The sequence below is a fragment of the Enterobacter sp. E14S genome (assembly GCF_055666685.1).
This window is the reverse complement of record NZ_JBVODQ010000008.1, coordinates 94,742-119,250: the sequence shown is the minus strand read 5'-3', so window position 1 is coordinate 119,250 and position 24,509 is coordinate 94,742. Positions and strand designations below refer to the sequence as shown.

At 56.6% G+C, this 24,509-nt stretch carries 22 protein-coding genes, 1 tRNA gene and 1 pseudogene; 10 read left to right on the top strand and 14 right to left on the bottom strand.

Going from position 1 to position 24,509, the window contains the following annotated elements; translation table 11 throughout:
- Positions 1–30: 30 nt before the first annotated feature.
- From ACZ6J2_RS16425 to trmB, 3 genes are read right to left on the bottom strand one after another with little or no spacing between them, the layout of a single operon-like run.
- Positions 31–747 (bottom strand): YggN family protein, encoded by a 717-nt coding sequence (locus tag ACZ6J2_RS16425; RefSeq protein WP_024906551.1) that lies wholly within the window; start codon positions 745–747, stop codon positions 31–33.
- Between the two features lie 56 nt (positions 748–803).
- On the bottom strand, positions 804–1,130 hold the full coding sequence (locus ACZ6J2_RS16420; protein WP_014885198.1) for a YggL family protein: 327 nt from the start codon (positions 1,128–1,130) through the stop codon (positions 804–806).
- Positions 1,130–1,849, bottom strand: a complete 720-nt coding sequence (trmB, locus tag ACZ6J2_RS16415) for a tRNA (guanosine(46)-N7)-methyltransferase TrmB (protein WP_033146613.1) — start codon at positions 1,847–1,849, stop codon at positions 1,130–1,132. The genes ACZ6J2_RS16420 and trmB overlap by 1 nt, the downstream gene beginning before the upstream one ends.
- 144 nt (positions 1,850–1,993) lie before the next feature.
- Between trmB and mutY the strand changes: the two genes are divergently transcribed.
- From mutY to ACZ6J2_RS16395, 4 genes are all read left to right on the top strand, one after another.
- A complete protein-coding gene (gene mutY, locus ACZ6J2_RS16410) occupies positions 1,994–3,046 on the top strand; it encodes an A/G-specific adenine glycosylase (RefSeq protein WP_471726219.1) in 1,053 nt (350 codons plus the stop codon).
- Positions 3,047–3,072: 26 nt separating this feature from the next.
- The gene (locus tag ACZ6J2_RS16405; protein WP_023309138.1) at positions 3,073–3,345 is read left to right on the top strand and encodes an oxidative damage protection protein; all 273 of its coding nucleotides are present in this window, start codon (positions 3,073–3,075) and stop codon (positions 3,343–3,345) included.
- Between the two features lie 56 nt (positions 3,346–3,401).
- Positions 3,402–4,478 (top strand): membrane-bound lytic murein transglycosylase MltC, encoded by a 1,077-nt coding sequence (mltC, locus tag ACZ6J2_RS16400; RefSeq protein WP_045355622.1) that lies wholly within the window; start codon positions 3,402–3,404, stop codon positions 4,476–4,478.
- A gap of 272 nt (positions 4,479–4,750) precedes the next feature.
- On the top strand, positions 4,751–6,007 hold the full coding sequence (locus ACZ6J2_RS16395) for a nucleoside permease (protein WP_029740744.1): 1,257 nt from the start codon (positions 4,751–4,753) through the stop codon (positions 6,005–6,007).
- Between the two features lie 90 nt (positions 6,008–6,097).
- On the opposite strand, the gene citG is transcribed toward ACZ6J2_RS16395, so the two are convergent.
- The 8 genes from citG to ACZ6J2_RS16355 are packed head-to-tail and all read right to left on the bottom strand — an operon-like array spanning position 6,098 to position 13,406.
- Positions 6,098–6,901 (bottom strand): triphosphoribosyl-dephospho-CoA synthase CitG, encoded by an 804-nt coding sequence (gene citG, locus ACZ6J2_RS16390; protein WP_471726218.1) that lies wholly within the window; start codon positions 6,899–6,901, stop codon positions 6,098–6,100.
- Positions 6,879–7,418 (bottom strand): citrate lyase holo-[acyl-carrier protein] synthase, encoded by a 540-nt coding sequence (gene citX / locus ACZ6J2_RS16385; protein ID WP_471726217.1) that lies wholly within the window; start codon positions 7,416–7,418, stop codon positions 6,879–6,881. The genes citG and citX overlap by 23 nt, the downstream gene beginning before the upstream one ends.
- A gap of 2 nt (positions 7,419–7,420) precedes the next feature.
- Positions 7,421–8,938 (bottom strand): citrate lyase subunit alpha, encoded by a 1,518-nt coding sequence (gene citF / locus ACZ6J2_RS16380; RefSeq protein WP_471726216.1) that lies wholly within the window; start codon positions 8,936–8,938, stop codon positions 7,421–7,423.
- A 10-nt stretch (positions 8,939–8,948) separates the two neighbouring features.
- Entirely contained in the window at positions 8,949–9,824 is an 876-nt protein-coding gene (gene citE / locus ACZ6J2_RS16375; RefSeq protein WP_069303293.1) for a citrate (pro-3S)-lyase subunit beta, read from the bottom strand.
- Entirely contained in the window at positions 9,821–10,114 is a 294-nt protein-coding gene (gene citD, locus ACZ6J2_RS16370; protein WP_096150635.1) for a citrate lyase acyl carrier protein, read from the bottom strand. Before citD ends, citE begins: the two co-directional genes overlap by 4 nt.
- A gap of 16 nt (positions 10,115–10,130) precedes the next feature.
- Complete coding sequence (gene citC, locus ACZ6J2_RS16365) at positions 10,131–11,153, bottom strand: [citrate (pro-3S)-lyase] ligase (protein WP_193805657.1); 1,023 nt, start codon at positions 11,151–11,153, stop codon at positions 10,131–10,133.
- Between the two features lie 10 nt (positions 11,154–11,163).
- On the bottom strand, positions 11,164–12,027 hold the full coding sequence (locus ACZ6J2_RS16360; protein WP_021242089.1) for a fumarylacetoacetate hydrolase family protein: 864 nt from the start codon (positions 12,025–12,027) through the stop codon (positions 11,164–11,166).
- 17 nt (positions 12,028–12,044) lie between these two features.
- Entirely contained in the window at positions 12,045–13,406 is a 1,362-nt protein-coding gene (locus ACZ6J2_RS16355) for a 2-hydroxycarboxylate transporter family protein (protein ID WP_029740738.1), read from the bottom strand.
- A 345-nt stretch (positions 13,407–13,751) separates the two neighbouring features.
- Here ACZ6J2_RS16355 and ACZ6J2_RS16350 point away from each other — a divergent pair, with 345 nt between their 5' ends.
- A complete protein-coding gene (locus ACZ6J2_RS16350; RefSeq protein WP_471726215.1) occupies positions 13,752–15,377 on the top strand; it encodes an ATP-binding protein in 1,626 nt (541 codons plus the stop codon).
- Entirely contained in the window at positions 15,367–16,059 is a 693-nt protein-coding gene (locus tag ACZ6J2_RS16345; protein ID WP_023309148.1) for a response regulator, read from the top strand. The genes ACZ6J2_RS16350 and ACZ6J2_RS16345 overlap by 11 nt, the downstream gene beginning before the upstream one ends.
- Before the next feature lie 54 nt (positions 16,060–16,113).
- On the opposite strand, the gene ACZ6J2_RS16340 is transcribed toward ACZ6J2_RS16345, so the two are convergent.
- The gene (locus ACZ6J2_RS16340) at positions 16,114–18,249 is read right to left on the bottom strand and encodes an ornithine decarboxylase (RefSeq protein ID WP_471726214.1); all 2,136 of its coding nucleotides are present in this window, start codon (positions 18,247–18,249) and stop codon (positions 16,114–16,116) included.
- A gap of 181 nt (positions 18,250–18,430) precedes the next feature.
- On the opposite strand from ACZ6J2_RS16340, the gene ACZ6J2_RS16335 reads away from it, so the two are divergent.
- Positions 18,431–19,147, top strand: a complete 717-nt coding sequence (locus ACZ6J2_RS16335; protein WP_471726213.1) for a DUF554 domain-containing protein — start codon at positions 18,431–18,433, stop codon at positions 19,145–19,147.
- Between the two features lie 95 nt (positions 19,148–19,242).
- Positions 19,243–19,318 (top strand) — tRNA-Phe (locus tag ACZ6J2_RS16330).
- Positions 19,319–19,457: 139 nt separating this feature from the next.
- Here ACZ6J2_RS16330 and ACZ6J2_RS16325 read toward each other — a convergent pair.
- Positions 19,458–19,880 (bottom strand): hypothetical protein, encoded by a 423-nt coding sequence (locus ACZ6J2_RS16325; RefSeq protein ID WP_471726212.1) that lies wholly within the window; start codon positions 19,878–19,880, stop codon positions 19,458–19,460.
- A gap of 445 nt (positions 19,881–20,325) precedes the next feature.
- On the opposite strand from ACZ6J2_RS16325, the pseudogene ACZ6J2_RS16320 reads away from it, so the two are divergent.
- Positions 20,326–20,604 (top strand): annotated as a pseudogene (locus ACZ6J2_RS16320) (Hcp family type VI secretion system effector); the annotation flags it as partial.
- Positions 20,605–20,844: 240 nt separating this feature from the next.
- Here the strand turns inward: ACZ6J2_RS16320 and ACZ6J2_RS16315 are convergent.
- Positions 20,845–21,396, bottom strand: coding sequence for a helix-turn-helix transcriptional regulator (locus ACZ6J2_RS16315; protein WP_471726250.1), 552 nt, complete (start codon positions 21,394–21,396; stop codon positions 20,845–20,847).
- Between the two features lie 672 nt (positions 21,397–22,068).
- On the opposite strand from ACZ6J2_RS16315, the gene pgaA reads away from it, so the two are divergent.
- Positions 22,069–24,507, top strand: a complete 2,439-nt coding sequence (pgaA, locus tag ACZ6J2_RS16310) for a poly-beta-1,6 N-acetyl-D-glucosamine export porin PgaA (protein WP_471726211.1) — start codon at positions 22,069–22,071, stop codon at positions 24,505–24,507.
- Positions 24,508–24,509: the final 2 nt, after the last annotated feature.

Genomic DNA, 24,509 nt, shown 5'->3' with positions numbered 1-24,509 from the left:
CTTTGGGGAGAGGGTTAGGGTGAGGGGAAATTACTTAAGCGTCCCCACCAGCGCCTTCCGGCTATCTTCCAGCGACACCACGCGTTTACACACGTCTTTGCCGAACTGCTGGAAATCATCTTCCTGGTTCTTCCACTCGTTCTGAATGGAGGTCTGCAAGCCGCCCAGGCTGCCCAGCACGCCCTGCAGCGGGTTACCGCCGCCCTTCAGCACGGCTTTGGCGCCCATCTCGTTGATGCTGTCCTGCAGGATGCCGCCCATCGCCTGGTTCACCAGCTGCTGCCCGTCAGCGCGGACCTGATCGATCGCCTTGTAGTGGAACGTCAGGCCGTCGGAGCGCGTCTCGATAATGCGGTTCATCTGCTCTTTAAGCTGCTTGTCCAGCTTCGTCAGGCGGGTGCGCATATTGCTGCTCTCACCCACCTCTTTGGTGATGATCTTATCCAGCGCGACGCGGCTTTTCTCAACGCGGGTCAGCGCGCCTTCATTAATCCATGGCAGCGCGGTACGCAAATCGGCCTGATAGTCTTTCGCCTGCTCACGCTGTGCGGCAGTCAGGTTGTACTGCTTGCCGTTAAAGGTGACGTTCCCCTGCGGCGTAATCACCAGATTGCCGTTCTCGCCTTTGACCTGCACGGTTTGCGGGCTTAACACCACGTCATCACGCGGGGTGACGCTACATTGATAATCCGCATGGGCGGTGAATCCGGTTGCCATCAAAGCAACCGCCAGCAACGTTTTGCGCATCTTAAACACTCCCTCAGACAAAATGGGCCAGCTAATGCTGGCCCCTTACTGCTTTATTAGTCCCACCAAACGTCGAAAAGTTCGCTGACGCGGACATCTTCGAGCTTGTGGTCTTCAAGCCATTTACGCACCAGGGCCTGATGTTCTTCGGTGCATTTACCCACTTCCTGGGTGCAGATCAGACCTTCCCAGGCCAGGTAGCCGCTACCGTCGAAGGCCAGCTTGTTTGGCTCAATCACGTCATTGATAAACGCATCCACGTCCTGATCGATCTGTTCTACACTGGTGCCTTCCGGGAAACGCCACGCAACGGAGAAGCCCACTTCCTGGAATTCTTCGATGTGCATCTTTTTACGCAGACGACGGCTACGATTCTTTGCCATTATTTCACCCTCTCGAACATTAAGTCCCATACACCGTGACCAAGACGATGGCCACGCTGTTCAAATTTCGTTACCGGACGCGATTCCGGACGCGGTACATAGTCGTTACTCTCAGACTGGTTTTTATACCCGTCCAGCGACGACATCACTTCCAGCATATGTTCCGCATACGGTTCCCAGTCGGTCGCCATATGGAAGACACCGCCCAGCTTCAGCTTACTTTTCACCAGCTCGGCAAACGGTGCCTGAACGATACGGCGTTTATTATGACGTGCTTTGTGCCACGGGTCAGGGAAAAAGAGCTGAACCATGGTTAAAGAATTGTCAGGAATCATTTTATGCAGCACTTCCACCGCGTCGTGACACATCACGCGCAGGTTCTCAACGCCCTCTTCATGGGCCGTTGCCAGGCATGCACCCACGCCCGGGGAGTGGACTTCGATACCGAGGAAGTTCTGCTCCGGTCGCGCTTTCGCCATAGCCACCAGCGAGGTGCCCATACCAAACCCGATCTCCAGCGTGACGGGGGCTTCGCGGCCGAACAGTTCGGTAAAGTCCAGAGGCTGCTCGCTGAACTCAACGCCCATCACCGGCCAGTAGTTGTCCAGCGCATGTTGCTGCCCTTTTGTCAGGCGGCCCTGACGGCGGACAAAGCTGCGAATACGGCGCAGCGGGCGACCGTTTTCATCAAATTCCGGTGAAATGACGTCGTTTTTCATAAAAGAGTTGTCTGCTTGTGAGAATGTTCGGGAAACGGGCATTATCCAAAGTTAAGGCTTCTATGCAAGCATGGGAAAGATCCGGTTTACAGCAGATTGACGCTGTGCTGCAATCTGCGTCCCTGATTATGCGAATCGATGACCATGCAAGCCTCTCAATTTTCAGCCCAGGTGCTGGACTGGTACGACAAATACGGGCGTAAAACCCTGCCCTGGCAAATTGAAAAAACGCCTTACAAAGTATGGCTCTCCGAGGTGATGTTGCAACAAACGCAGGTCGCCACAGTCATTCCTTACTTCGAGCGTTTTATGGCGCGCTTCCCGACGGTGACCGATCTGGCCAACGTCCCGCTGGACGAGGTCCTTCATCTGTGGACCGGTCTTGGCTATTACGCCCGGGCGCGTAACCTCCACAAGGCCGCACAGCAGGTCGCGACGCGCCACAACGGGAAATTCCCGGAAACCTTCGATGAGGTGGCCGATCTTCCCGGCGTCGGACGTTCAACCGCAGGCGCCATTCTCTCCCTGTCTTTAGGCAAGCATTTCCCGATCCTCGACGGCAACGTGAAGCGCGTGCTGGCACGCTGCTACGCCGTCGACGGCTGGCCGGGGAAGAAGGACGTTGAGAAACGCCTTTGGGAAATAAGTGAAGCGGTCACCCCGGCCAACGGCGTCGAGCGTTTCAACCAGGCGATGATGGATCTCGGCGCGCTGGTCTGCACGCGCTCAAAACCAAAATGCGAACTCTGCCCGGTGAATAATCTCTGCGTGGCGTATGCCAACCATTCATGGGCACAATATCCGGGTAAGAAACCCAAACAGACGCTGCCGGAGCGCACCGGCTATATGCTGCTGATGCAGCACGGCGACGAGGTCTTCCTCGCCCAGCGTCCACCGAGCGGTCTGTGGGGTGGTCTATACTGCTTCCCACAGTTTGAAGATGAAGATTTGCTGCGTGAATGGCTTAAACAGCGCGGGATTGCTGCCGATAACCTGACGCAGCTGACCGCGTTTCGCCATACGTTCAGCCATTTCCACCTGGACATTGTACCCATGTGGCTTCCCGTGTCGTCATTTGCCTCGTGCATGGATGAAGGCACCGCTCTCTGGTATAACTTAGCGCAACCGCCATCAGTCGGACTGGCGGCTCCCGTGGAGCGCCTGTTACAGCAATTACGTGCCGGTGCAATGGTTTAGCATCGACAAGAAAAAGAGGAATGAGTATGGCCAGAACGATTTTTTGTACTTTCCTGCAGCGTGACGCTGAAGGCCAGGATTTCCAGCTTTATCCGGGCGACCTGGGTAAACGCATCTACAATGAAATCTCCAAGGAAGCCTGGGGACAGTGGCAGAAAAAGCAGACCATGCTGATCAACGAGAAAAAACTCAGCATGATGAACCCGGAACACCGCAAGTTGCTGGAGCAGGAGATGGTGAGCTTCCTGTTCGAAGGTAAAGACGTGCACATCGAAGGCTATACGCCACCGGAAAAATAACAGCGTGCGGGGGAAACCCCGCCGTTAAAGCAAACACAACACGCACTCCCGGAATGATGAAAAAACTTTTAGCGCTAGCCCTTGTTGCGCCGTTGCTTGTCTCGTGTTCGTCAAAAAAAGGCGAAGATTACAACGAAGCCTGGATCAAGGACACCAACGGTTTTGACATTTTGATGGGGCAGTTTGCCCACAACATCGAGAATATATGGGGATTTAACGAAGTTCTTATTGCCGGACCTAAGGACTACGTTAAGTACACCGATGCCTATCAGACCCGTAGCCACATCAACTTTGATGAGGGTACGATCACGGTTGAAACCATCGCAGGCACTGACCCTGCTGCGCGACTGCGTCAGGCGATCGTCAAAACCCTGCTGATGGGTGACGATCCTGGCTCAATCGATCTCTACTCAGATGCCGACGATATCACTATCTCGAAAGAGCCGTTCCTGTACGGCCAGGTTGTCGATCAGACCGGCCAGCCGATCCGCTGGGAAGGTCGCGCCACGAAATTTGCCGACTACCTGCTGCAGACGCGCCTGAAAAGCCGCTCTAACGGTTTGAAGATTATCTACAGCGTCACCATCAACCTCGTCCCGAACCACCTCGACAAGCGTGCGCATAAGTACATTGGGATGGTGCGTCAGGCCTCGCGCAAGTACGGCGTGGATGAGTCGCTGATCCTGGCGATTATGCAGACCGAATCCTCGTTCAACCCGTACGCGGTAAGCCGTTCCGACGCCCTGGGGCTGATGCAGGTAGTGCAGCACAGCGCCGGTAAAGACGTCTTCCGCGCCCAGGGGAAATCCGGCACGCCGAGCCGCAGCTATCTGTTCGATCCGCAGAGCAACATTGATACCGGCACGGCCTACCTGGCGATGCTGAACAATGTGTACCTGGGCGGAATTGATAACCCAACGTCACGCCGCTATGCGGTGATCACCGCCTATAACGGCGGCGCGGGCAGCGTGCTGCGCGTCTTCTCGAATGACAAAGTGCAGGCCGCAAACATCATCAACAGCATGGCGCCAGGGGATGTCTACTCAACCCTCACCACCCGCCACCCGTCTGCGGAATCCCGTCGCTATCTGTATAAGGTGAATACGGCGCAAAAGAACTATCGTCGCCGGTGATCGGCACACCTTCTCCCCTCTGGGAGAAGGTGTTCTGTTTCCCCTCTCCCTGTGGGAGAGGGTCAGGGTGAGGGCATCAGGCCGCACCTATCCAACCCCACCCATACGAAAATGTTATTTGCATCACAATCCAAACTGCAAATTAATGTGGATTGCATTTTTTTGCGGGAGGTAACAAAACATATCGTTGCCAACTGATAGAATTGCATCAAATAACAACCCTGAATGTTCCCAAAACAACATATCTCCCGCTCACTTGTGAGGAAAGTAACATGAACCTTAAGCTGCAGCTTAAAATTTTGTCGTTTCTGCAGTTCTGCCTGTGGGGTAGCTGGCTGACTACACTCGGCTCCTATATGTTTGTGACGCTCAAGTTCGATGGTGCGTCAATCGGTGCCGTATACAGCTCGCTCGGTATTGCGGCTGTCTTCATGCCAACGCTGCTGGGCATCGTGGCGGATAAATGGTTGAGTGCGAAATGGCTGTACATGCTTTGCCATCTGGTGGGCGCGGGGACGCTGTTTATGGCAGCCCAGGTGACCACGCCGGGGGCGATGTTCATGGTGATCCTGCTTAACTCGCTGGCCTATATGCCAACGCTTGGCCTGATCAACACCATCTCCTACTACCGCCTGAAATCCGCGGATTTGGATATCGTGACCGATTTCCCGCCAATCCGTATCTGGGGCACCATCGGCTTTATCATGGCGATGTGGGGCGTGAGCTTCGCAGGCTTCGAACTGAGCCATATGCAGCTCTATATCGGTGCGGCGCTCTCCGTGGTGCTGGCGATCTTCACCCTGACGCTGCCAACCATTCCGGTTTCTAACCAGCAGAAAAACCAGAGCTGGAGCACCATGCTCGGCCTGGACGCGTTCGCGCTGTTTAAAAACAAACGCATGGCGATCTTCTTTATCTTCTCCATGCTGCTGGGCGCAGAGCTGCAGATCACCAACATGTTCGGCAACACCTTCCTGCACAGCTTCGATAACAACCCGCTGTTCTCCGGCAGCTTTATCGTTGAACATGCGTCGGTGATGATGTCCATCTCTCAGATCTCTGAGACGCTGTTCATTCTGACCATTCCGTTCTTCCTGAGCCGCTACGGCATCAAAAACGTCATGCTGATCAGTATCGCGGCATGGATGCTGCGCTTCGGCCTGTTCGCCTACGGTGACCCGAGCGCGTTTGGTACCGTGCTGCTGGTGCTGTCGATGATCGTTTACGGCTGCGCCTTCGACTTCTTCAACATCTCTGGTTCGGTGTTTGTGGAAAAAGAGGTGAAGCCTGAAATCCGCGCCAGCGCGCAGGGTATGTTCCTGATGATGACCAACGGCTTCGGCTGTATTTTGGGCGGAGTGGTAAGCGGTAAAGTGGTTGAGATGTACACCACCAACGGCATTACCAACTGGCAGCCTGTGTGGCTGATCTTCGCGGCATACTCTCTGGTGCTGTTCTTCGCGTTCATCGCACTGTTCAAGTACAAGCACGTGCGTGAACCGCACGGTGCGCAGCCGATCGCGCATTAATCTTTGCGGTATTGTGCCCGGTGGCGGCTTCGCCTTACCGGGCCTACAAACACACCGTTCACAGGCCGGGTAAGCGTTAGCGCCACCCGGCTATTTTATTGCAGAGAGCACCCACCCCACCGACAGCAAATCCGCGCTGCCGCCCGGGCTCAGGTTCCGTTCAATCAATGCCTTATCCATCTTAAGCAGCGCCTCTCGATCCCAGCCACTCACCAGTAATTCCCGCGCGTAGCCCTGAACGTAGCGCAGCCCTTCAATGCCGCCGCGCGAGACGAGATTACTGTCCTGATTGACCGCCATCAGGCGCAACAGCAGGCCGTGAAGCGACTGTCCGTTCCACTGCGCCAGCGCCTTACGCGCCGTCGCAAAGCCGCTTTCCGCCTCTCCGCGCGCGCCGGTTAAGCCGTACAGATGAAACTGCCGCTCGCCCGCCGTCGCCTGCCCGCTGCGCGCGGCCAGCTCACGCGACACCAGCCCGCTGCAGATGTTACTCACCTCACAGCAGAGGCTGTCTGCGGAGATATTTTTCACACGTCCGGCAGCGAAGCACAGTAAACCCAGGGCAAAAATCCCGCCCTTGTGGGTGTTCACTCCGTTCGTCGCGGCATACATCGCCTGCTCGCAGGCCATCCCCATCGGGCGGATAATGCGAAGCTGTGCGTCAGCGGGTTTATCTGCATGTGCGTTACCGAGTTCGGCAAAGCGCGAAAACCACGGCGTAATCGCCGCAATGCTGCGGACGAACAGCGCGTGGTTCATATCGCGATGGGAACCGTTATTGAGCTTGTCCACCAGCCCCGGCTTGGGCGTCAGCTCCAGCTCCTGCCATAGCGCCGCCTCGGCAAGCGCGGGCACGTCAACCGGGCGCGGTTTAGTCGCGAGCAAACCAGTCATCGATCGTCTTCTCCACGCGGGAAACCACCTGCTCAACGGGGTGATTGCGCGAACGGGAACAGGCATGAGCGGGTTCGTCGCAGATCAGGCAGCGTCTGAGGTTTGCCCCCAGAGACTGACGCCCGACGTGGCCGTACTGAGGGCAGATCACGTCCAGATCCCACAGCCTGCCGAGCGGGTGCGTCTGCTCCAGCTCCGCGCAGTGCGCTTTGATTTCCACCGCAGGATGGGCCACGCACCACAGGGCTTCTGGCCCGGTCGGGAGCCACAGCACCTGGCGGTCCAGCACCTGCCAGCGGTTTTCCCACAGCAGCTGGTCGCACATTTGCAGCGCCACGCCCATGGTATTGCGATAGCGCAGGCTGTCTTTGATTTCCCCTGGCGTGACCAGCGTGAGGGAAATCACCGGTTGTTGATAGTGCTCAAGCATGTCAGCCTGGCGCGCTGCGCGGCGCTCTTTCGCCGCCAGCAGTTCGTCCAGGCTGACACCCGCCCGCACGGGTGTCGCTATTGTCATAACTACTCCTTCACCTGTCGCACGGTGTCGATCACGCTGCCGTCGCGGTAGCGGATCACCCCGACGATTTTGTCAGTAAATTCAATCGATTTCGGTACGCCCGTCAGGGAAATCGCCCGCTCGTAAAGCGTGCTGATATCCACAACTTTGAGCCCGGCTTCCAGCAGCCGCTCGCGGATCTCCGGCCGCGCCGGATTGACCGCAATGCCGTGGTCGGTGACCAGCACGTCGATGCTTTCGCCCGGCGTGAGGCGCGTGGTAACCCGCTTCACGACCGTTGGAATGCGGCTGCGCAGCAGCGGCGCGACGACGATGGTCAGGTTTGCCGCGGCGGCCACGTCGCAGTGTCCGCCGGACGCGCCGCGCATCACCCCGTCGGAGCCGGTGATAACGTTGACGTTGAAATCAACGTCGATTTCCAGCGCGCTGAGGATCACCACGTCGAGCTGGTCGCAGCTTGCCGCCTTGCTGCCGGGGTTGGCGTAGACGTTGGTGGAGATCTCAACGTGGTTCGGGTTGCGCGCCAGCGAGGCCGCCGCCTGACCGTCAAAGCACTGGGTATCGAGTAGCTTTTCGATGAGCCCCTTCTCGTGTAAATCCACCAGGCTGCCGGTGATGCCGCCGAGCGCAAAGCGCGCCTTCACGCCGCTGCGCTCCATCTTCTCTTCCATAAAGCGCGTGCAGGCGGTCGCCGCCGCGCCGGAGCCGGTCTGCATTGAGAAGCCCGGTTTGAAGTAGCCGGAGTGTTCAATCACGTCCGCCGCATAGCGGGCGATCATCAGCTCGCGCGGGTTGCTGGTGACGCGCGCCGCGCCGACGCTGATTTTTGCCGGGTCGCCCACGCTTTCAACCTGCACGATGTAGTCCACCTGGTCCTGAACCAGGCTGGCGGGCATATTGGGGAACGGCACCAGTTCTTCAGTCAGCAGCACTACCTTACGGGCAAAGTGCGCGTCCACCATCGCGTAGCCCAGGGACCCGCAGCACGATTTACCGTGCGTGCCGTTGGCGTTGCCAAACTCATCGCTGCACGGCACGCCGAGAAACGCCACGTCAATATTCAGCTCGCCGTCCTGCAGCAGCTTCACGCGCCCGCCGTGGGAGTGGATTTGCACCGGCTCGTCCATCAGCCCGTGGGAGATGGCATCCGCCAGCCTGCCGCGCATGCCCGAGGTGTAAATCCGGGTGATGACGCCGCTTTCAATATGCTCGATCAGCGCGTCGTTGCAGGTCATCAGCGAGCTGGAGGCCAGCGTCAGGTTTTTGAAGCCCATTCGCGCCAGCAGCGCCACGACGGTGTTGATCACCCGGTCGCCTTCGCGAAACGCGTGGTGGAAGGAGATGGTCATCCCGTCCTGCAGGCCGCAACGCTTAACCGCCTCTTCAACAGAGGCGCAGAGCTTGCGGCTGTGCTTAGCGTCGCTGTCCGCCAGCCACGGCGTGGCGCTGTGGGCGGTATCAAAAGGTTTTAAGTCCCGCAGATGGGGAAAATTCACGTGAAGAAGTTCTGTCTGATTCATTATTTTATCCTTACCGACGCACGCCGGAGGCCGCCGCGCGCTCCAGCACCACCTGCGCGTGGTTAATAATCGGTGCATCCACCATTTTGCCGTTGAGCGACACCACGCCCAGGCCGTTACGCTCGCCCTCTTCTGCCGCCTCAATCACCCTTTTGGCGTGATCCACCTCTTCCTGCGTCGGGGCGTAGGCGTTGTGCAGCAGGTCAATCTGGCGCGGGTTAATCAGCGATTTGCCGTTAAAGCCCATCTTGCGGATCAGATCGACCTCGCGCAGGAACCCGGCCTCGTCGTTAACGTCTGACCACACCACGTCGAAGGCGTCGATGCCCGCCGCGCGGGCGGCGTGCAGCACGGCGCAGCGGGCGTAGAACAGCTCGGTGCCGTCTCCGCGCTCGGTCTGCATGTCCATCACGTAGTCAAAGGCGGCCAGCGCAATCCCGATGAGGCGCGGAGAGCTGCGGGCAATCGCCACGGCGTTGATGACGCCAATGGCCGATTCAATCGCCGCCATCACGCGGGTGGAACCAACCTCGCGGCCACACTCCTGCTCGATACGTTCGAGATGGCTTTCCAGCTCGTAGATATCGTCCGGCGTGTCGGTTTTCGGCAGGCGGATCACGTCCACGCCGGCCCGCACGGCGGCTTCCAGATCCAGCAGGCCAAACGGCGTGCTGAGCGGGTTAATACGCACTACGGTTTCGATATCCTGATACATCGGGTGCTGCAGGGCGTGGAACACCAGCATGCGCGCGGTATCCTTCTCGCGCAGGGCAACGGCGTCCTCAAGGTCAAACATGATGGAGTCGGGACGGTAGATAAAGGCTGTTGAGAGCATGGCGGCGTTGGCGCCCGGCAGGAACAGCATACTGCGGCGGAGTTTGCTCATTTCAGCGCCCCCCAATTGATGGCCTGTTCATCGGCGGCACGCATCAGCGCGCTTTGCAGGCGGGCGCGGATCACACAGTCCAGCGCCCCTTTGTCTTCAATAATAATTAATCCCTGGTGCACGTTCATGGCGCGCAACGTGTCGTTGACCACCTGGCGAATTTGCTCGCCAAACTGCTTAATCACTTCACTGTGGATGACTATCTCCAGCTCGTCGTGAGCGGGAGCGATTTTCACCATCAGGTCGCTGGACTCCTGCGTTCCGGCCAGCGCCTCCCTTACAATTTTCATGATAAATTCCTGGTAGTTAAGCGACTTCCGCACTCGCACGGTAATGCGTTTCGAGATGCGCGAAGGTGGAGTCCGGGACAATCTCCCGGATCCGGGAAAACTGCTGTGTCTTCAGTAAGCGGCGCACTTCGGACGCTGAAATAGCGTTGCCGGTGGCCTTGATGCGCGGCATTTCTACCACCTCGATATGCGAGGCCAGCAGGTCGTGCAGCGTCTGGTTGTACTGGCGGGTGATATCGCAGAACGGCTCCGAGCCGATGAAGCGGTGCGTGATGCCGAGCGCCGGGGCGATGAAGTCCCGGAAGATCAGCACGTCGATCTCGCTCCACGCCTGCTGCACCTTGCCGGTCTCCTTCAGGAAGTAGGCCGGGAAGGTGGCGCGGGAGATGATGTACTGCGAGCCTTCATGCACCACCACGTTCGGCAGATGCGCCACGCCCGCGCGCACCATCTCGAGGCGCGCGCTGAACGGGAAGAACGAGGCGTCTTCACGCACCACGAACAGGTGCAGGGCGTCGCACCGCTGCGCCGCCTGCTCCACCAGATGGCGGTGGCCGAGGGTGAACGGATTGGCGTTCATCACTATCGCGCCAATGTTCTCCCCGCACTTGCGCTTCGCGCGCAGGGAACGGCAGTAGCGTTCGATCCCCTGCGGGGTGTTCTCCATCAGCACCGCGTTGTTCCCGCTCTGGGCAATCGGCCAGAAGCCGCTGCGGGCAAAGCGCTCCCGGTTGCACGGACGGGTGCAGAGGAAGAGATGAAAATGGCCGCACTCCAGCGCCGCATTTTCCACCTCTGCCAGCAGCCGCGCGCTGAGGTTCTCGCCCCGAAGCTGCTCGTTGACCGCCACGCATTTGATAACGTTGGCAGCAAGCCCAGCGCAACCCACCAGCTGCGAGCCGGACCAGGCTTCGACAAACAGCGTGATGTCGTTGTCCAGGCCAAGGCCGCTGTCTGCCAGCAGGTAGCGGATCTGGCTTAAGCGTTCCGGGTGTTTCGCCACGACGGTGTGGCGAAAATCGATGGGTTGACTGTTCATGCCGTCTTTCTTAATGTGCTGCCGCAAGCCCGACGGCTGGCGCTTCCACGATCACGTTGCTGAGATGACCGATATGCTCGATCTCCACCTCAATGCGATCCCCTTCTTTCATAAACAGCGGCGGATTGCGCTTTTTACCCACTCCGCCCGGGGATCCGGTGATGATCACATCGCCCGGGCTGAGGCGGGTGAAAGTGCTGATGTACTCGATCAGCTCCGCAACCTTGTGGATCATGCTGCTGGTGTTGTCTTCCTGTACCATGCGGCCGTTCAGCCAGGTGCGGATCGCAAGCTGGTGCGGATCCGGGATCTCATCCGCCGTCGCCATCCACGGCCCAAACGCGCCGGTTTTGCGCCAGTTTTTACCGGCGGTAAACCAGGTGTGCTGCCAGTCACGGGCGGAGCCGTCCATGTAGCAGCTGTAGCCCGCCACGTGGCGCAGGGCGTCATCGCGACTGATGTTCTCCCCGCCTTTACCGATGATCACCGCCAACTCGCCTTCGTAGTCGAATTCGCTGGAGTGGCGCGGCTTCAGCACCGGCTCGTTGTGGCCGGTCTGTGAATCGGGGAAGCGGACAAACAGCGTCGGGGCCGGGTTATGCTGGTCAAACTCCTTGCGCTTGTCGGCATAGTTCATGCCCACGCAGAGGATCTTTTCCGGCTGCTCGATCACCGGTAAGAAGGTGATGGCGCTCATCGGCACGTCCACGGCATCGTTCAGGTAGCGGGTGGCCTGCGCCAGCCCGTTGCCCTGCAGCAGCGCCTTGAGGTCGCTGTAGCGGTCGCCGAGACGGCGGCCTAAATCAATCACGCCATCGGCCTGGACGATGCCGTAGCTGCGTTTTCCCTGGTATAAAAAGCTTGCGAGTTTCATTGTTCTTTCCTGAAAACTTAAACGAGGAAGTTGCCCAGAATCAGCAGTGAGACAGAGACGTTAATCGCCCCGCCGATACGGGTAGCAATCTGGGCGAACGGCATCAGGCTCATACGGTTGCCTGCGGTCAGGATCGCCACGTCGCCGGTACCGCCCTGGCCGCTCTGGCAGCAGGAGACGATGGCGACATCAATCGGGTGCATACCAATCTTTTTGCCGACGAAGAAGCCGGTTGCCACCAGTGCGGAAACGGTGCTGACAATCACCAGCAGGTTGCTGACGGTGAACGCCGCCACCAGTTCATGCCACGGGGTGATGGCCACGCCGACGGCGAAGAGGATTGGGTAGGTCACGGAGGTCTGGAAGAATTTGTACACCACCTGAGAGCCTTCCAGCAGGCGCGGAGAGGCGCCGTTGCAGAGTTTCACCAGGACCGCCATAAACAGCATGCCAACTGGTGCTGGCAGGCCAATCAGCTTGTGGCCGAGCATGCCCAGCATGTAGAGCAGCACCGCCAGCAGCGCGCCGGAGGCGATAGTGGTGACGTCCGCTTTGCCGGAAAACGCAGGCTGAGAGACGGTGGCATCGGCATTCGCGCGGTTAGGCATCAGCTGGCCTTCACCGGTCAGATGCGGGAAGCGTTTACCGAGCTGGTTCAGGCAGCCGGAGATGATGATTGCCGTCAGACCGCCGAGCATTACCATCGGCAGCACGCGGCCGAGCGCCACGCCCTGGTCCATGTGCAGCAGGGTGGCATAGCCGATGGAAAGCGGGATCGCCCCTTCCCCGACGCCGCCCGCCATAATCGGCAGAATGATAAAGAAGAAGATCTGGAACGGCTCAAGACCCAGCGCCAGGCCAACGCCCATCCCTACCAGCATGCCGACGATTTCACCGCACAGCATTGGGAAGAAGATGCGCAGGAAGCCCTGAATCAGCACCGTGCGGTTCATGCTCATGATGCTGCCGACGATAATGCAGCAGATGTAGAGATAGAGAATGTTGGTGGATTTGTAGAACTTGGTGGTGGACTCGACCACCACGTCCGGCAGCAGGCCATAGTAGACCAGCGCGGAAGGGATAAAGGTGGCGCAAATCGCCGCCGCGCCGAGCTTGCCGACAATCGGCAGGCGTTTGCCAAACTCGCCGCAGGCAAAGCCGAAGAAGGCCAGCGTTGCCACCATGACCACGATATCGCTCGGCAGTTTTCCGCCCAGGCAATCAATCGCAATCAGCGCGCCCGCCAGAACGAACAGCGGCAGAGGAATAATCCCAACTTTCCAGGTATCCATAATATGCCACCAGCGCTCTTTGAGCGAAGGCCGCTGAATTTCAATCGGGTCGTGGGTAACAGAGAAAGAATCGTCAGTTGTGCTCATAATAAGCCCCTTGGTTATTTTGTGCGTTCAGCTTAGAGTCACAAAGGCTTACTTTATGTGAGGGATGGCATATTAAAAGCGAAGTTTTAATGGCAGCTATGGTTTTAATGGTTTCTTTTATTTAATGTGATTTATACCTTATTTATTGCCGTGGTTTTTATGGTTTCTTTTCCGAATTGAACAAACAAATAACATTTATCCGGGAAGCCCGAAGCACGTTCGCCTTCAGGATAACTCTTTTACAGCGCCCGCTGTGCAAGGGATCACAAGTTTTCGGCAAAGCGGGCGTCAGCGCAAAAAAAGATGATATATTGGCGATCTTTGCTGCTACCTCGCGTGATAGTTATGAAAGTTTCTTTCCAGATTAAGCTGTTTATTTCGCTGGTTGCCTTTTTCTCGGTACTTTTCGCGCTGCTGGGCGGATATTATTATACCGACGTCGGGAAGCAGCTTTATCAGGAAATGAGTACGCGTGCCAAAATACAGGCTGAAGAGATTGCGCTTATTCCGACATTGCGTCATGAAGTTGAACAAAAGAATATCTCCGCCATCCATGATTTTATGCAGAAGATGTCTGCACACAGCGACGCCAGCTTTATTGTGATTGGTGATAATAAAGGGCAGCATCTTTTTCACTCCGTCTTTGCCGACAGAGTGGGCACAACCCTGGTTGGCGGAGACAATGAGGCCGTATTGCAGGGTAAAAGCACCACCACCATCCGCAAAGGCGGGCTGGGCATTTCGCTGCGCAGTAAAGCCCCCATCTTTAACGCTGCCGGACAGGTGGTCGGCATCGTTTCGGTAGGCTATCTCACCAGCTACCTTGATACCATTACCGTCAGTAAGGTGGTCAATATCCTGATTGCCGCCGTGCTGCTGCTGATCGCTCTCTTTATCTTCTCCTGGTTCTTTACCCGCAGCATTAAGAAGCAGATCTTCTCCCTTGAGCCGCGCGAGATCGGCCTGCTGGTGCGCCAGCAGAAAGCGATGATGGAGTCTATTTATGAAGGGGTGATTGCCATTGACGATCGGCGGCGGATTGAAGTCATCAACCAGGCGGCACGCAAGCTGCTGGGCCTGAGCCAGCCGGCCCGCGAGCTGCGCGGACAGCTGATAAGCCAGGTGATCGATCCGGTCCCGTTCTTCGACACGCAGACGATGCTGGCGAAAGATACCCATGACGAGATTTGTCGTTTTAACGATCTCACGGTGATTGCCAGCCGGGTGCACATCATGCTTGAGGGGTCGCTGCAGGGCTGGGTGATCACCTTCCGCGATCGCAACGAGATCGACTCGCTGAGCGCCCAGCTCAGCCAGGTAAAACGCTATGTCGATAACCTGCGCATCATGCGCCACGAGCAGTTAAACAGGATGACCACCCTCTCCGGCCTGCTGCACATGGGCCGCTATGAGGAAGCCATTGGCTACATTCAGGCACAGTCGGAGCATGCCCAGGAGCTGCTGGACTTTATCTCTTCGCGCTTCAGTTCCCCGACCCTGTGCGGCCTGCTGCTGGGGAAAGCCGCCCGCGCGCGGGAGAAAGGCGTCGAGCTGTGTTTCGACCCGGGCTGTCGGCTGGACAGACCCTTCCTGCCCCTTGGGGAGCAAGAGCTGATTTCAATTATTGGCAACCTGCTGGATAACGCCATCGAAGCGACACAGCGGTCGCCGCTTCCCCACGCGCCGGTAGAAGTGCTGATCAAACTCAGCGAACAGGAACTGATTATTGAAGTGGCCGACCAGGGCGTTGGCATTACACCGGCGATCCGTGACCGGATCTTTGAACGCGGCGTCACCACCAAAACACGCGGCGATCATGGGATTGGCCTGTACCTGATCGAAAGCTACGTCACACAGGCTGGCGGCGCGATAGAAGTTGCCGATAATACCCCGCGCGGCGCCATTTTCTCCTTGTTTATCCCGGCCACGGGAACCGCCCGGCAACTGGAAGACACCGACTATGCAACATGAACTTATCGACGTACTGATTGTTGAAGACGAGAACGAACTGGCGCAACTGCACGCGGAGCTGATAGGCAAACATCCGCGTCTGAGGCTGGTAGGCATTGCCTCGTCGCTGGCTGCGGCCCAGGCAGAGCTTGAAAGCAAACAGCCGCAGCTGATGCTGCTGGATAACTACCTGCCGGACGGTAAAGGCATCTCGCTTATCAATAACCCCATGCTGGCCCGCGCCAACTGCTCGGTGATTTTTATTACAGCCGCCAGCGATATGGACACCTGCAGCCAGGCGATTCGCAACGGCGCGTTCGACTACATCCTCAAACCCGTCTCCTGGAAGCGGCTCAGCCAGTCGCTGGAGCGGTTCGTGCAGTTTGCGGAACAGCAGCGGGTCTGGAAGATTGTCGACCAGCAAAACGTGGATTCGCTGTATCAGCTCCAGGCGAAAAACTACCGCCTGGACAATGGCAGTAAAGGCATTGAGGAAAATACGCTGGCGCGGGTGCAGACGCTGTTCAACGACAAGGCAACGCACTGCTTTACCGTGGATGAGGTGGTGAGCGAAACCGGATTAAGCAAAACCACCACCCGGCGCTATCTGGAGCACTGCGTGGAGGCGGGTTTTCTGACGGTGGAGATGCTGTACGGCAAGATTGGGCATCCGAGGAGGATGTACAAGCGTAGTGCGGTTTGATGAAAGGTTCCCTCTCCCTGTGGGAGAGGGTTAGGGTGAGGGCAACAGCCCGCACTATCTTAATACATACCCATACAGCCGCTTAATCCCGTCGGCATCCTTCTCGCTGTAAACTCCCTGCAGCTCCGGCGAGAAGCCCGGCAGCAGGTTGACGCCCTCCTCCAGCGCCAGGAAGTAACGCTGTACCGCCCCGCCCCAGACCTCACCCGGCACCACGCACAGCACGCCCGGCGGATAGGGCAGCGCCCCTTCGGCAGCAATGCGCCCTGCGGCATCACGTATGCGAACCAGCTCCACCTCACCGCGAATATAGGCCCGGTTCGCATCCTGCGGGTTCATCACCACCTCCGGCAGGCTCTCCTTGCGGAACATCGCCTTCTGCAGATCCTTCACGTCAAAGCTGACGTAGAGATCGTGCATCTCCTGGCACAGCTGGCGGAGGGTGTAATCCCGGTAGCGCACCGGGTATTTCTGGAAGATCGTCGGCAGCACGTCCGCCAGCGGCGTGTCGTCTTCAATATGCTGTTCGAACTGGCCCAGCATCGCCACCAGCTGCGCCAGCTTCTCGCTGCTTTCGGCAGGCGTCAGCAGGAACAGGATCGAATTGAGGTCGCATTTCTCCGGCACGATGCCGTTTTCGCGCAGGTAGTGCGCCAGAATCGTCGCCGGGATCCCGAAATCCGTGTACTCCCCGGTTTCGGCATCGATACCCGGCGTGGTCAGCAGGAGCTTGCACGGGTCGACAAAGTACTGCTCGCGGGCATAGCCCTCAAAGCCGTGCCATTTGGCCCCCGGCTCAAAGCTGAAGAAGCGCAGCTCGCTGGCAATGGCGTGCGTCGGATGATCCTGCCACGGCCGGCCCGTCACCACCGGCGGGATAAACGGTTTGATCATATGGCAATTCGCAATGATCGCCTTGCGCGCTTCAATCCCCAGCTCGACGCACTCCGCCCACAGCCTGCGTCCGCTTTCACCTTCGTGGATCTTGGCATTCACATCCAGCGCTGCGAACAGCGGATAAAACGGGCTGGTGGAGGCATGCAGCATAAACGCGTTGTTCAGCCGCTTGTGCGGGCAGAAACGCGCCTGACCGCGAATGTGGTTATCCTTTTTATGGATCTGCGACGTTTGCGAGAACCCGGCCTGCTGTTTGTGCACCGACTGGGTCACGAAAATCCCCGGATCGTTCTCATTCAGCTCCAGCAAGAGCGGGGACGTTTCCGCCATCATCGGAATAAACTGCTCGTAGCCCACCCATGCGGAGTCAAAGAGAATGTAGTCGCACAGATGACCGATCTTGTCGATCACCTGGCGGGCGTTATAGATCGTCCCGTCGTAGGTGCCAAGCTGAATGATCGCCAGGCGGAACGGACGCGCCTCGTCGGCCTTTTCCGGCGCCGCCTCGCGGATAAGATCCCGCAGATACGCATCGTCAAAGCAGTGGTCGTCAATTCCGCCAATAAAGCCAAACGGGTTACGCGCGGCCTCAAGATAAACCGGCGTGGCGCCCGCCTGGATCAGCGCCCCGTGGTGGTTAGACTTATGGTTATTGCGGTCGAACAGCACCAGGTCGCCGCGGGTCAGCAGCGCGTTGGTCACCACCTTGTTGGCCGCTGAGGTGCCGTTCAGCACGAAGTAGGTTTTGTCCGCGTTGAACACTTTTGCTGCGAACTTTTGCGCGTGCTTGGCGGACCCTTCGTGGATCAGCAGATCGCCCAGCTTCACGTCGGCGTTGCACATGTCGGCGCGAAACACGTTTTCACCGAAGAAATCATAGAACTGTCGCCCTGCCGGGTGTTTTTTGAAAAATGCCCCGTGCTGGTGGCCCGGACAGGCGAAAGTGCTGTTGCCCATCTCCACATACTGGCTCAGGGTGTCAAAAAAGGGCGGCAGCAGGTTCTCTTCGTAGCGGCTGGCAGCGCTCTCCAGTTCCAGAAACTCCTGAGCTTTACCCGAGATAACCGCGGTAGCGCCATCGGGAACGTCCATTTGCTCCTGCGAGAAAATAAACACCGGTAGCTGAAAGCCCGTGCGTTTCAGCAGTGCAAGAATGCCGCTGCGACTTTCAGCTGTTGTGATGACGACGGCCGCCACATCGGTAAAATCAGTGCTGTCCAGCGTCACCTTTTCGCGGTGCGTAGACACAGTGGAAAGCAGCTCGCGGCTGACGGCAATTTTCATGGTTTTCATAGGCGCAGTTACCCTCACCGGGCGGTGAGACAGGGAGGAGAAAATTCGCGCAATAATGTCACCTTTTATTTTGAGGTGCAAGAAGGAATCAGTATGCACGAAACCACCCAAAGCTAAGGCCCGCGAAGCCCTGCCGTGCCATAATAATGCAATATCAATGATTAAATAACAGGAGTTAACTTTGGTTATCGGGCCATTTATTAACGCAGGCGCCGTATTGCTGGGCGGCGTACTCGGCGCCATGCTGAGCCAGCGGTTGCCGGAGCGTATTCGCACCTCCATGCCCTCAATATTCGGCCTGGCTTCGTTAGGGATCGGTATTCTTCTCGTGATCAAATGCGCCAACCTGCCGGTGATGGTGCTGGCCACCCTGCTCGGCGCGCTGATTGGCGAATTTTGCTTTCTGGAAAAAGGCATTAACAGCGCGGTGAGTAAAGCCAAAAACCTGATTGCCCGACCGGGCGGCAAGGCGAAACACGGCACGCACGAGTCGTTTATTCAGAACTACGTCGCCATCATTATTCTGTTTTGCGCCAGCGGCACCGGGATTTTCGGTTCAATGCAGGAGGGGATGACGGGCGACCCAAGCATTTTGATTGCGAAGGCGTTTCTTGATTTCTTTACGGCCACTATTTTTGCCACCACGCTCGGCGTTGCCGTTGCCGCGATTTCCGTGCCGATGCTGCTTATTCAGCTGGCGCTTGCCACCTGCGCCACGTTGATTCTCCCGCTCACCACGCCGGCGATGATGGCAGACTTTACCGCCGTCGGCGGCCTGCTGCTGTTGGCGACCGGGCTGCGCATCTGTGGGATTAAGATGTTTGCCGTGGTGAACATGCTGCCCGCACTGCTGCTCGCCATGCCGCTCTCCGCGCTCTGGACGCACTTTTTCGCTTAAGGATGCTGCGAAATGGTGAGAGATTGCGCAGTCTGTAACGAAAACAACATTTTTCGTTGACGCCACGGGGCAGATCGGGTTTAATGCGCCCCGTTGCCCGGATAGCTCAGTCGGTAGAGCAGGGGATTGAAAATCCCCGTGTCCTTGGTTCGATTCCGAGTCCGGGCACCACTATTTAGAAAACCCAGCCTATGGCTGGGTTTTTGCTATATGGCTACGGCCGATTTCTGGGCGTTGATAAGCGTGGCTTTAATGCGGGCACGCTTACGCTAATAGCCCGGTAAGTTAATACAGGCGGTGGCTCTTTTTATCACTTAATTTTGCCGGATAAATTGCTGACCTGATTTGAAAGGTTGTCGTTGCTCCGCTTCATGTCATCAAGGCTTCTTTGCAATCGCTCGATCTTACTCTCCTGCTCAGAATTCTTTCTCTCAAGCTCTAAAACCTTCTGAGTTAGCTCATCGACTTTGCGGTTGTCGGACTTCAGCTTCCTCAGGCTATCCTGCATCTCCTTTAGATCCGACTCCCTGAAATCAGAAGACTCGATTTCATCTGCATTAGAAATTACCGGGATATATCCTCTATTAGAGATGTGGGGTTCGATACTAACCTGAACTTTATTTAGACCCGCAGAGTGCGCGTAACCTATTGAAGAAAAATAAAAAAAAGAAACAACACACAGACCAGACAGATATTTATTCATTTCTAACGTCCTTTTAAATTTTTCAATCACTTCCAGGAGTCTCCTTCTGGTATCACCCGCTCAGGATAAAACACATGGCTTAGCCTCTGGCAGTTCATAAACGTGGTTAAAGAGCAGAAGATACTATTCGTTTTTCATTATAATACGCGTTTCCTCTCCCCCAAAATCCAACCGCCACCCGCTCATTTTCTGCCACCTTATATCCGCCGGCATCGAGATAAGCGCGTTACCACGCACCTAATCAAAGGTATCTCCCATGCCCGTCGAAGAAATAATCCTGCTTAGCGCCTGCCTGTCAGGGCACCTTGTCCGCTACAACGGTACCGATAAATCCTGCTCCTCAGATCTGCTGCAACACTGGCGCGAATAAGGCCGTCTGGTCACCCACTGCCCGGAACTGGCGGCAGGGCTATCTCCCCCCTTTATCCGCAGAGAGGGTTAGCGGTCAGGGAATCGACGTGCTGAACGGGCACGCGCAGGTGGTAGAAAGCGATGGGCGCGACTGTATTCGCCTATGTTGGTCATTAAGGAATTCGATTGTTCAAGCCCATACCTGTACAAAGCCGTTGCGACAGGTCAAAACCTGTCATCAGCTGAGATAAAGTGGTATCGGATAAATTACTCTGGCCTTGAAGAATAGTTTTTCAACATGTTGCCTGAAGACGTCAGGATAGTGTCGATTTCCCCTGCGATGACTACAGGCGATAACCCTAACGAAAACCCTATGGAAACCGTCGAACTCAGGTATGAGAAATCACCTGGAAGGTCCATTCTTTCTTTGCCGGAGAGTTACGGTCACTGTAATTCTCAGTGAGGTAATCTAACAATTCTTGCTCATCATGTAGCATCAGAAAAATTTCCAACCAGACTCTTCAACCGTGTCCATTACAACGTCCTTTCTCTCGTTTTGAGCCAGAGTAAATCCATAGCTAAAATAAGGATGTCGTCACCGTCCAGTTTTCTTAAAACTCAGAATACTGCCCGCAAGTCAGTTCTATACTTTTGGTTTTTCCCCACCCCAGGGATCGTTCCCACCTGCGTCCAGCAGTTTGTTTTTAAAGATAAACAAACACGCCTCGTTGAAGTTCTCTGCCCCCAGCCGTTCCGAGAGCGCCGTTCGTTTACGATAGAGGCTTTTCACCGACGTATTCAGCTCATCGGCAATGGCTTCCATCGGCATCCCTGCCCTCAGCAACCGCAGCATGATCGCTTCGTGTGTGCTAAGCCGTAAGTTAAGCAGCCACTTCGTGGTCAGGCGCCTGCCCTTCATATTGAGCACCAGGTTAAATAACGACGCCATATCCGGCGCGGTCAGCGACGTGTTCATAAATAACTTCATACTGAGCAGATTCTCCTCCCGGTGTCGCATATCGAGCATAACGCAGCAGATTGTTTTTTTCGTTCTGGCCGGATGGCGTATCAGGTAATCATATAAACGAAGCGGAGAACGACTATCAATCAATACAGAATATTCATCTGCACCGTTATCAAATATGTTTCTGTCAATCGAGTCGAGCAGGATAATATCCGGGAAAAATATCCGCATCCCTCTGACAAGGTAGCGATCCTGAGTCACTAAAACAATTGAAGTTGCCACTAACCATCCCTTTTAGATTAAAGCAAGCACGATCCCTCGCAAAGAAGGCCGCCTTCGTTTTATAGCGCTATTATATTAACGATAAATGTATTCCGGCTTTGGACATCCCTCAATACAGACATTGATGAGCAAGACTTCCTGTAGACTATCATTCAATGGCTGCCATTAATTATAAATAAAAAACAATCGCAGAAAAGTCACTTCTCTAAACATTAAGAGTTTTTGTCATGAAACTTCCCAAACATGCACCAGAAAGTACTTTAATTGAGGCAGGTAAACCACATTAAAAATATATACAAAGCTGTCACAATATAAATAAAATACCAATATATCAATCAGTTACAAATAACCAATCATTTCAATAAAACCGCCAAAAACCACTCGATACAGAATTATCTCAAAACTACTCAGCCGCTTTTCAACATATTTATCCGGCAACATATCAGGTGTACATTAGCTTTCACCCAGTCCACTAAGATAAGGATCCATAATTACCTTTAGGTAAGTACCCCGTAACATCACTGCATTCAGATTTAACGTTCTCATTTATGGCCTTTAACCCTGAGTTTAAAGGCGGCCGTGTTATGCAATGGATTCATGATAAACAAATGGCAAATAGATATGGAAAGTTCACTTCGCTTCAATACGTTATTCTTTTATCGCACCCCAACATTATTGTTTCTGTTATTCCTCTTTCCCGTTCTGGCTCAGGCGACTGAATCCGTTTATGAGCAACAGATTCAACAGGCGCGTAACGGTAATTACACGCCGTTTCTCGATTATCTTCAGCGTTATCAGCAGCAGCATGCCCTGACGCCTGCACAAGTTGCGGACTGGTTACAGGTTGCAGCCTGGGCGGGTCATGATGACGAGGTTATTCAGGTCTGGCAGCGTTACGGCATTTATATGCCGCTGCCCGCCCGCGGCGTTGCTGCCGTCGCGCAGTCCAGGCGAAATCAAAAAGCGTGGCAGCCGGCCCTGGCGCGCTGGAAAGAGGCGCGTAGCCTTGCGCCGGATAACGACGATTATCGTATCGGCTACATCAAAACTCTCGCCGATGCCCGCATGGACACGCTTGCCCTGCAGGAAGCCCGACGGCTGGTGGCGGAAAATCCCTCTCAGGCGCATCTCCAGACGCTCTCGTATGTCTGGTTACGCCAGGGAAAAAGCTGGGATCGGCTTCTGGCAGACACCCGCGCGCTGAATGTCGCACCTGAGAATAAAGCGCTCCTCAGCGAGCTGATCGACGCGCTAACGGATAGCCGGGTGAACACCCCCGCGCTGCAGCTTTCACAAAGCGTCACGCTGTCTCCCGCGGAGCGTCGCCGTCTTGAGCGTAATGCCGCCGCCGAACGGGTTCGCCTTGCCGATGTGCCCGGCAGAACAGAAAAGGAGCGCCTGCAGCTTGCGCAAACCGCGCTGAATCGTTACGACGCCCTGCTTGCTCGCTGGCAAAATGAGCCGCAGGCGGCGGAAGACGTCGTCCTGGCGCGTATCGACAGGCTTGGCGCGCTGTACGCCCATGCCGATTACCCACAGGTGATTAGCGAATATCAGGATCTTAGGACAGCCCAGCATCCGGTGCCGGGCTGGGCCATCGGCTGGGTGATTTCCGCGTATCTGCAGGAGCAAAACGCGCCCGCCGCCTTCTCGCTTCTGCAACGCTATCCGCAATACGCTTCCGACCCGCAGGACGAGGAGCACGCGCTTTTCTACGCCTGGCTGGATACGGGACAGTATCAGTCCGCCCGCCAGTACGTAGAGCGTCAGATCCGCAACGTCCCCTGGACCCGCTACGATTTCGGCTCCCCTACCCCTCAGCCGAACGACAGGTGGCTTACCGGACAGTCGCTCCGCTTTAACTATTTGCTGGCGACGAATGCCCTGCCGGAAGCCGAAACGCTGGCGCACCGTCTGGCGACAACGGCGCCGGGCAATCAGGGATTACAGATTGACTACGCCACCCTGCTTCAGGCGCGGGGCCTGCCGCGCGCGGCCGAGCAAAAGCTGAAAAAGGCGGAGGCGCTGGAGCCGTCCAACACAGAGCTAGAGCAACAGCAGGCCTACGTCGCGATGGATCTGCAGGAGTGGCGACAGATGGATTTACTGGCCGACGACGTGCTGGCTCGCGCGCCCAACGATCGCAGCGCCAGGCGTCTCGACAGGCTCAGAACGGTCCACCACATGTCCGAACTGCGCCTCAACGCGAGCAAGGGTTTGCACTCCGATAGCCCCGTCAGCGGGACACACGACCTGAGCTGGGACGCCACGCTCTATGGCCAACCCGTAGCGGACAGCTGGCGGCCGTTTGCAGGCACCCGCTACGCGCAGAGTAATTTCGATGAAGGCAAGGGCACCAGCCGTCACCTTTTGGGCGGCGTCGAGTGGAGGCCACGCGACCTCCAGCTCGAAGCCGAGCTTTCCAGCAACCGCTATCACGGTGAAAACAAGCCGGGCGCTCGCCTCGCAACAACATACTTTGTGACCGATAGCTGGCAGGTCAGCGGCAGCCTGGAACGCCTGTCGCGCACCACGCCCCTTCGGGCGTTACGCAACGGAATTAGCACCAACCGGGGTGAAGGCGGAGTGCGCTGGTATCAAAACGAGCGGCGTGAGTACCAGTTCAGCGCCGCCCTCAGCCGCTTCTCCGACCATAACCGTCGCCAGGAATACACCCTCACGGGCAAGGAGCGTCTCTGGCAGACCCCGTCCCTGACGCTGGATCTCGAGCCGGGGATCGCCGCCAGTAAAAACAGCCTGCGCGACACGCTCTACTACAACCCGGAGCGGGATCTGTCCGTGACGGCGGCCCTGGCCGTTGACCATGAGATGTACCGCCATTACGACACCCTCTGGAGCCAGCAGTTTGTAGCGGGAGGCGGCAGCTACTGGCAGAAAAATCAGTCCGCTGGCGCCATCGCCCTGCTGGGTTACGGACAGCGCGTCCAGTGGAACAACGTCATTGATACCGGCGTGATGCTGAACTGGGATAAACGCCCTTACGACGGCAAACGCGAGAGCAATCTCTCCGTCACGTTTGACGCGACTTTACGCTTTTAAGG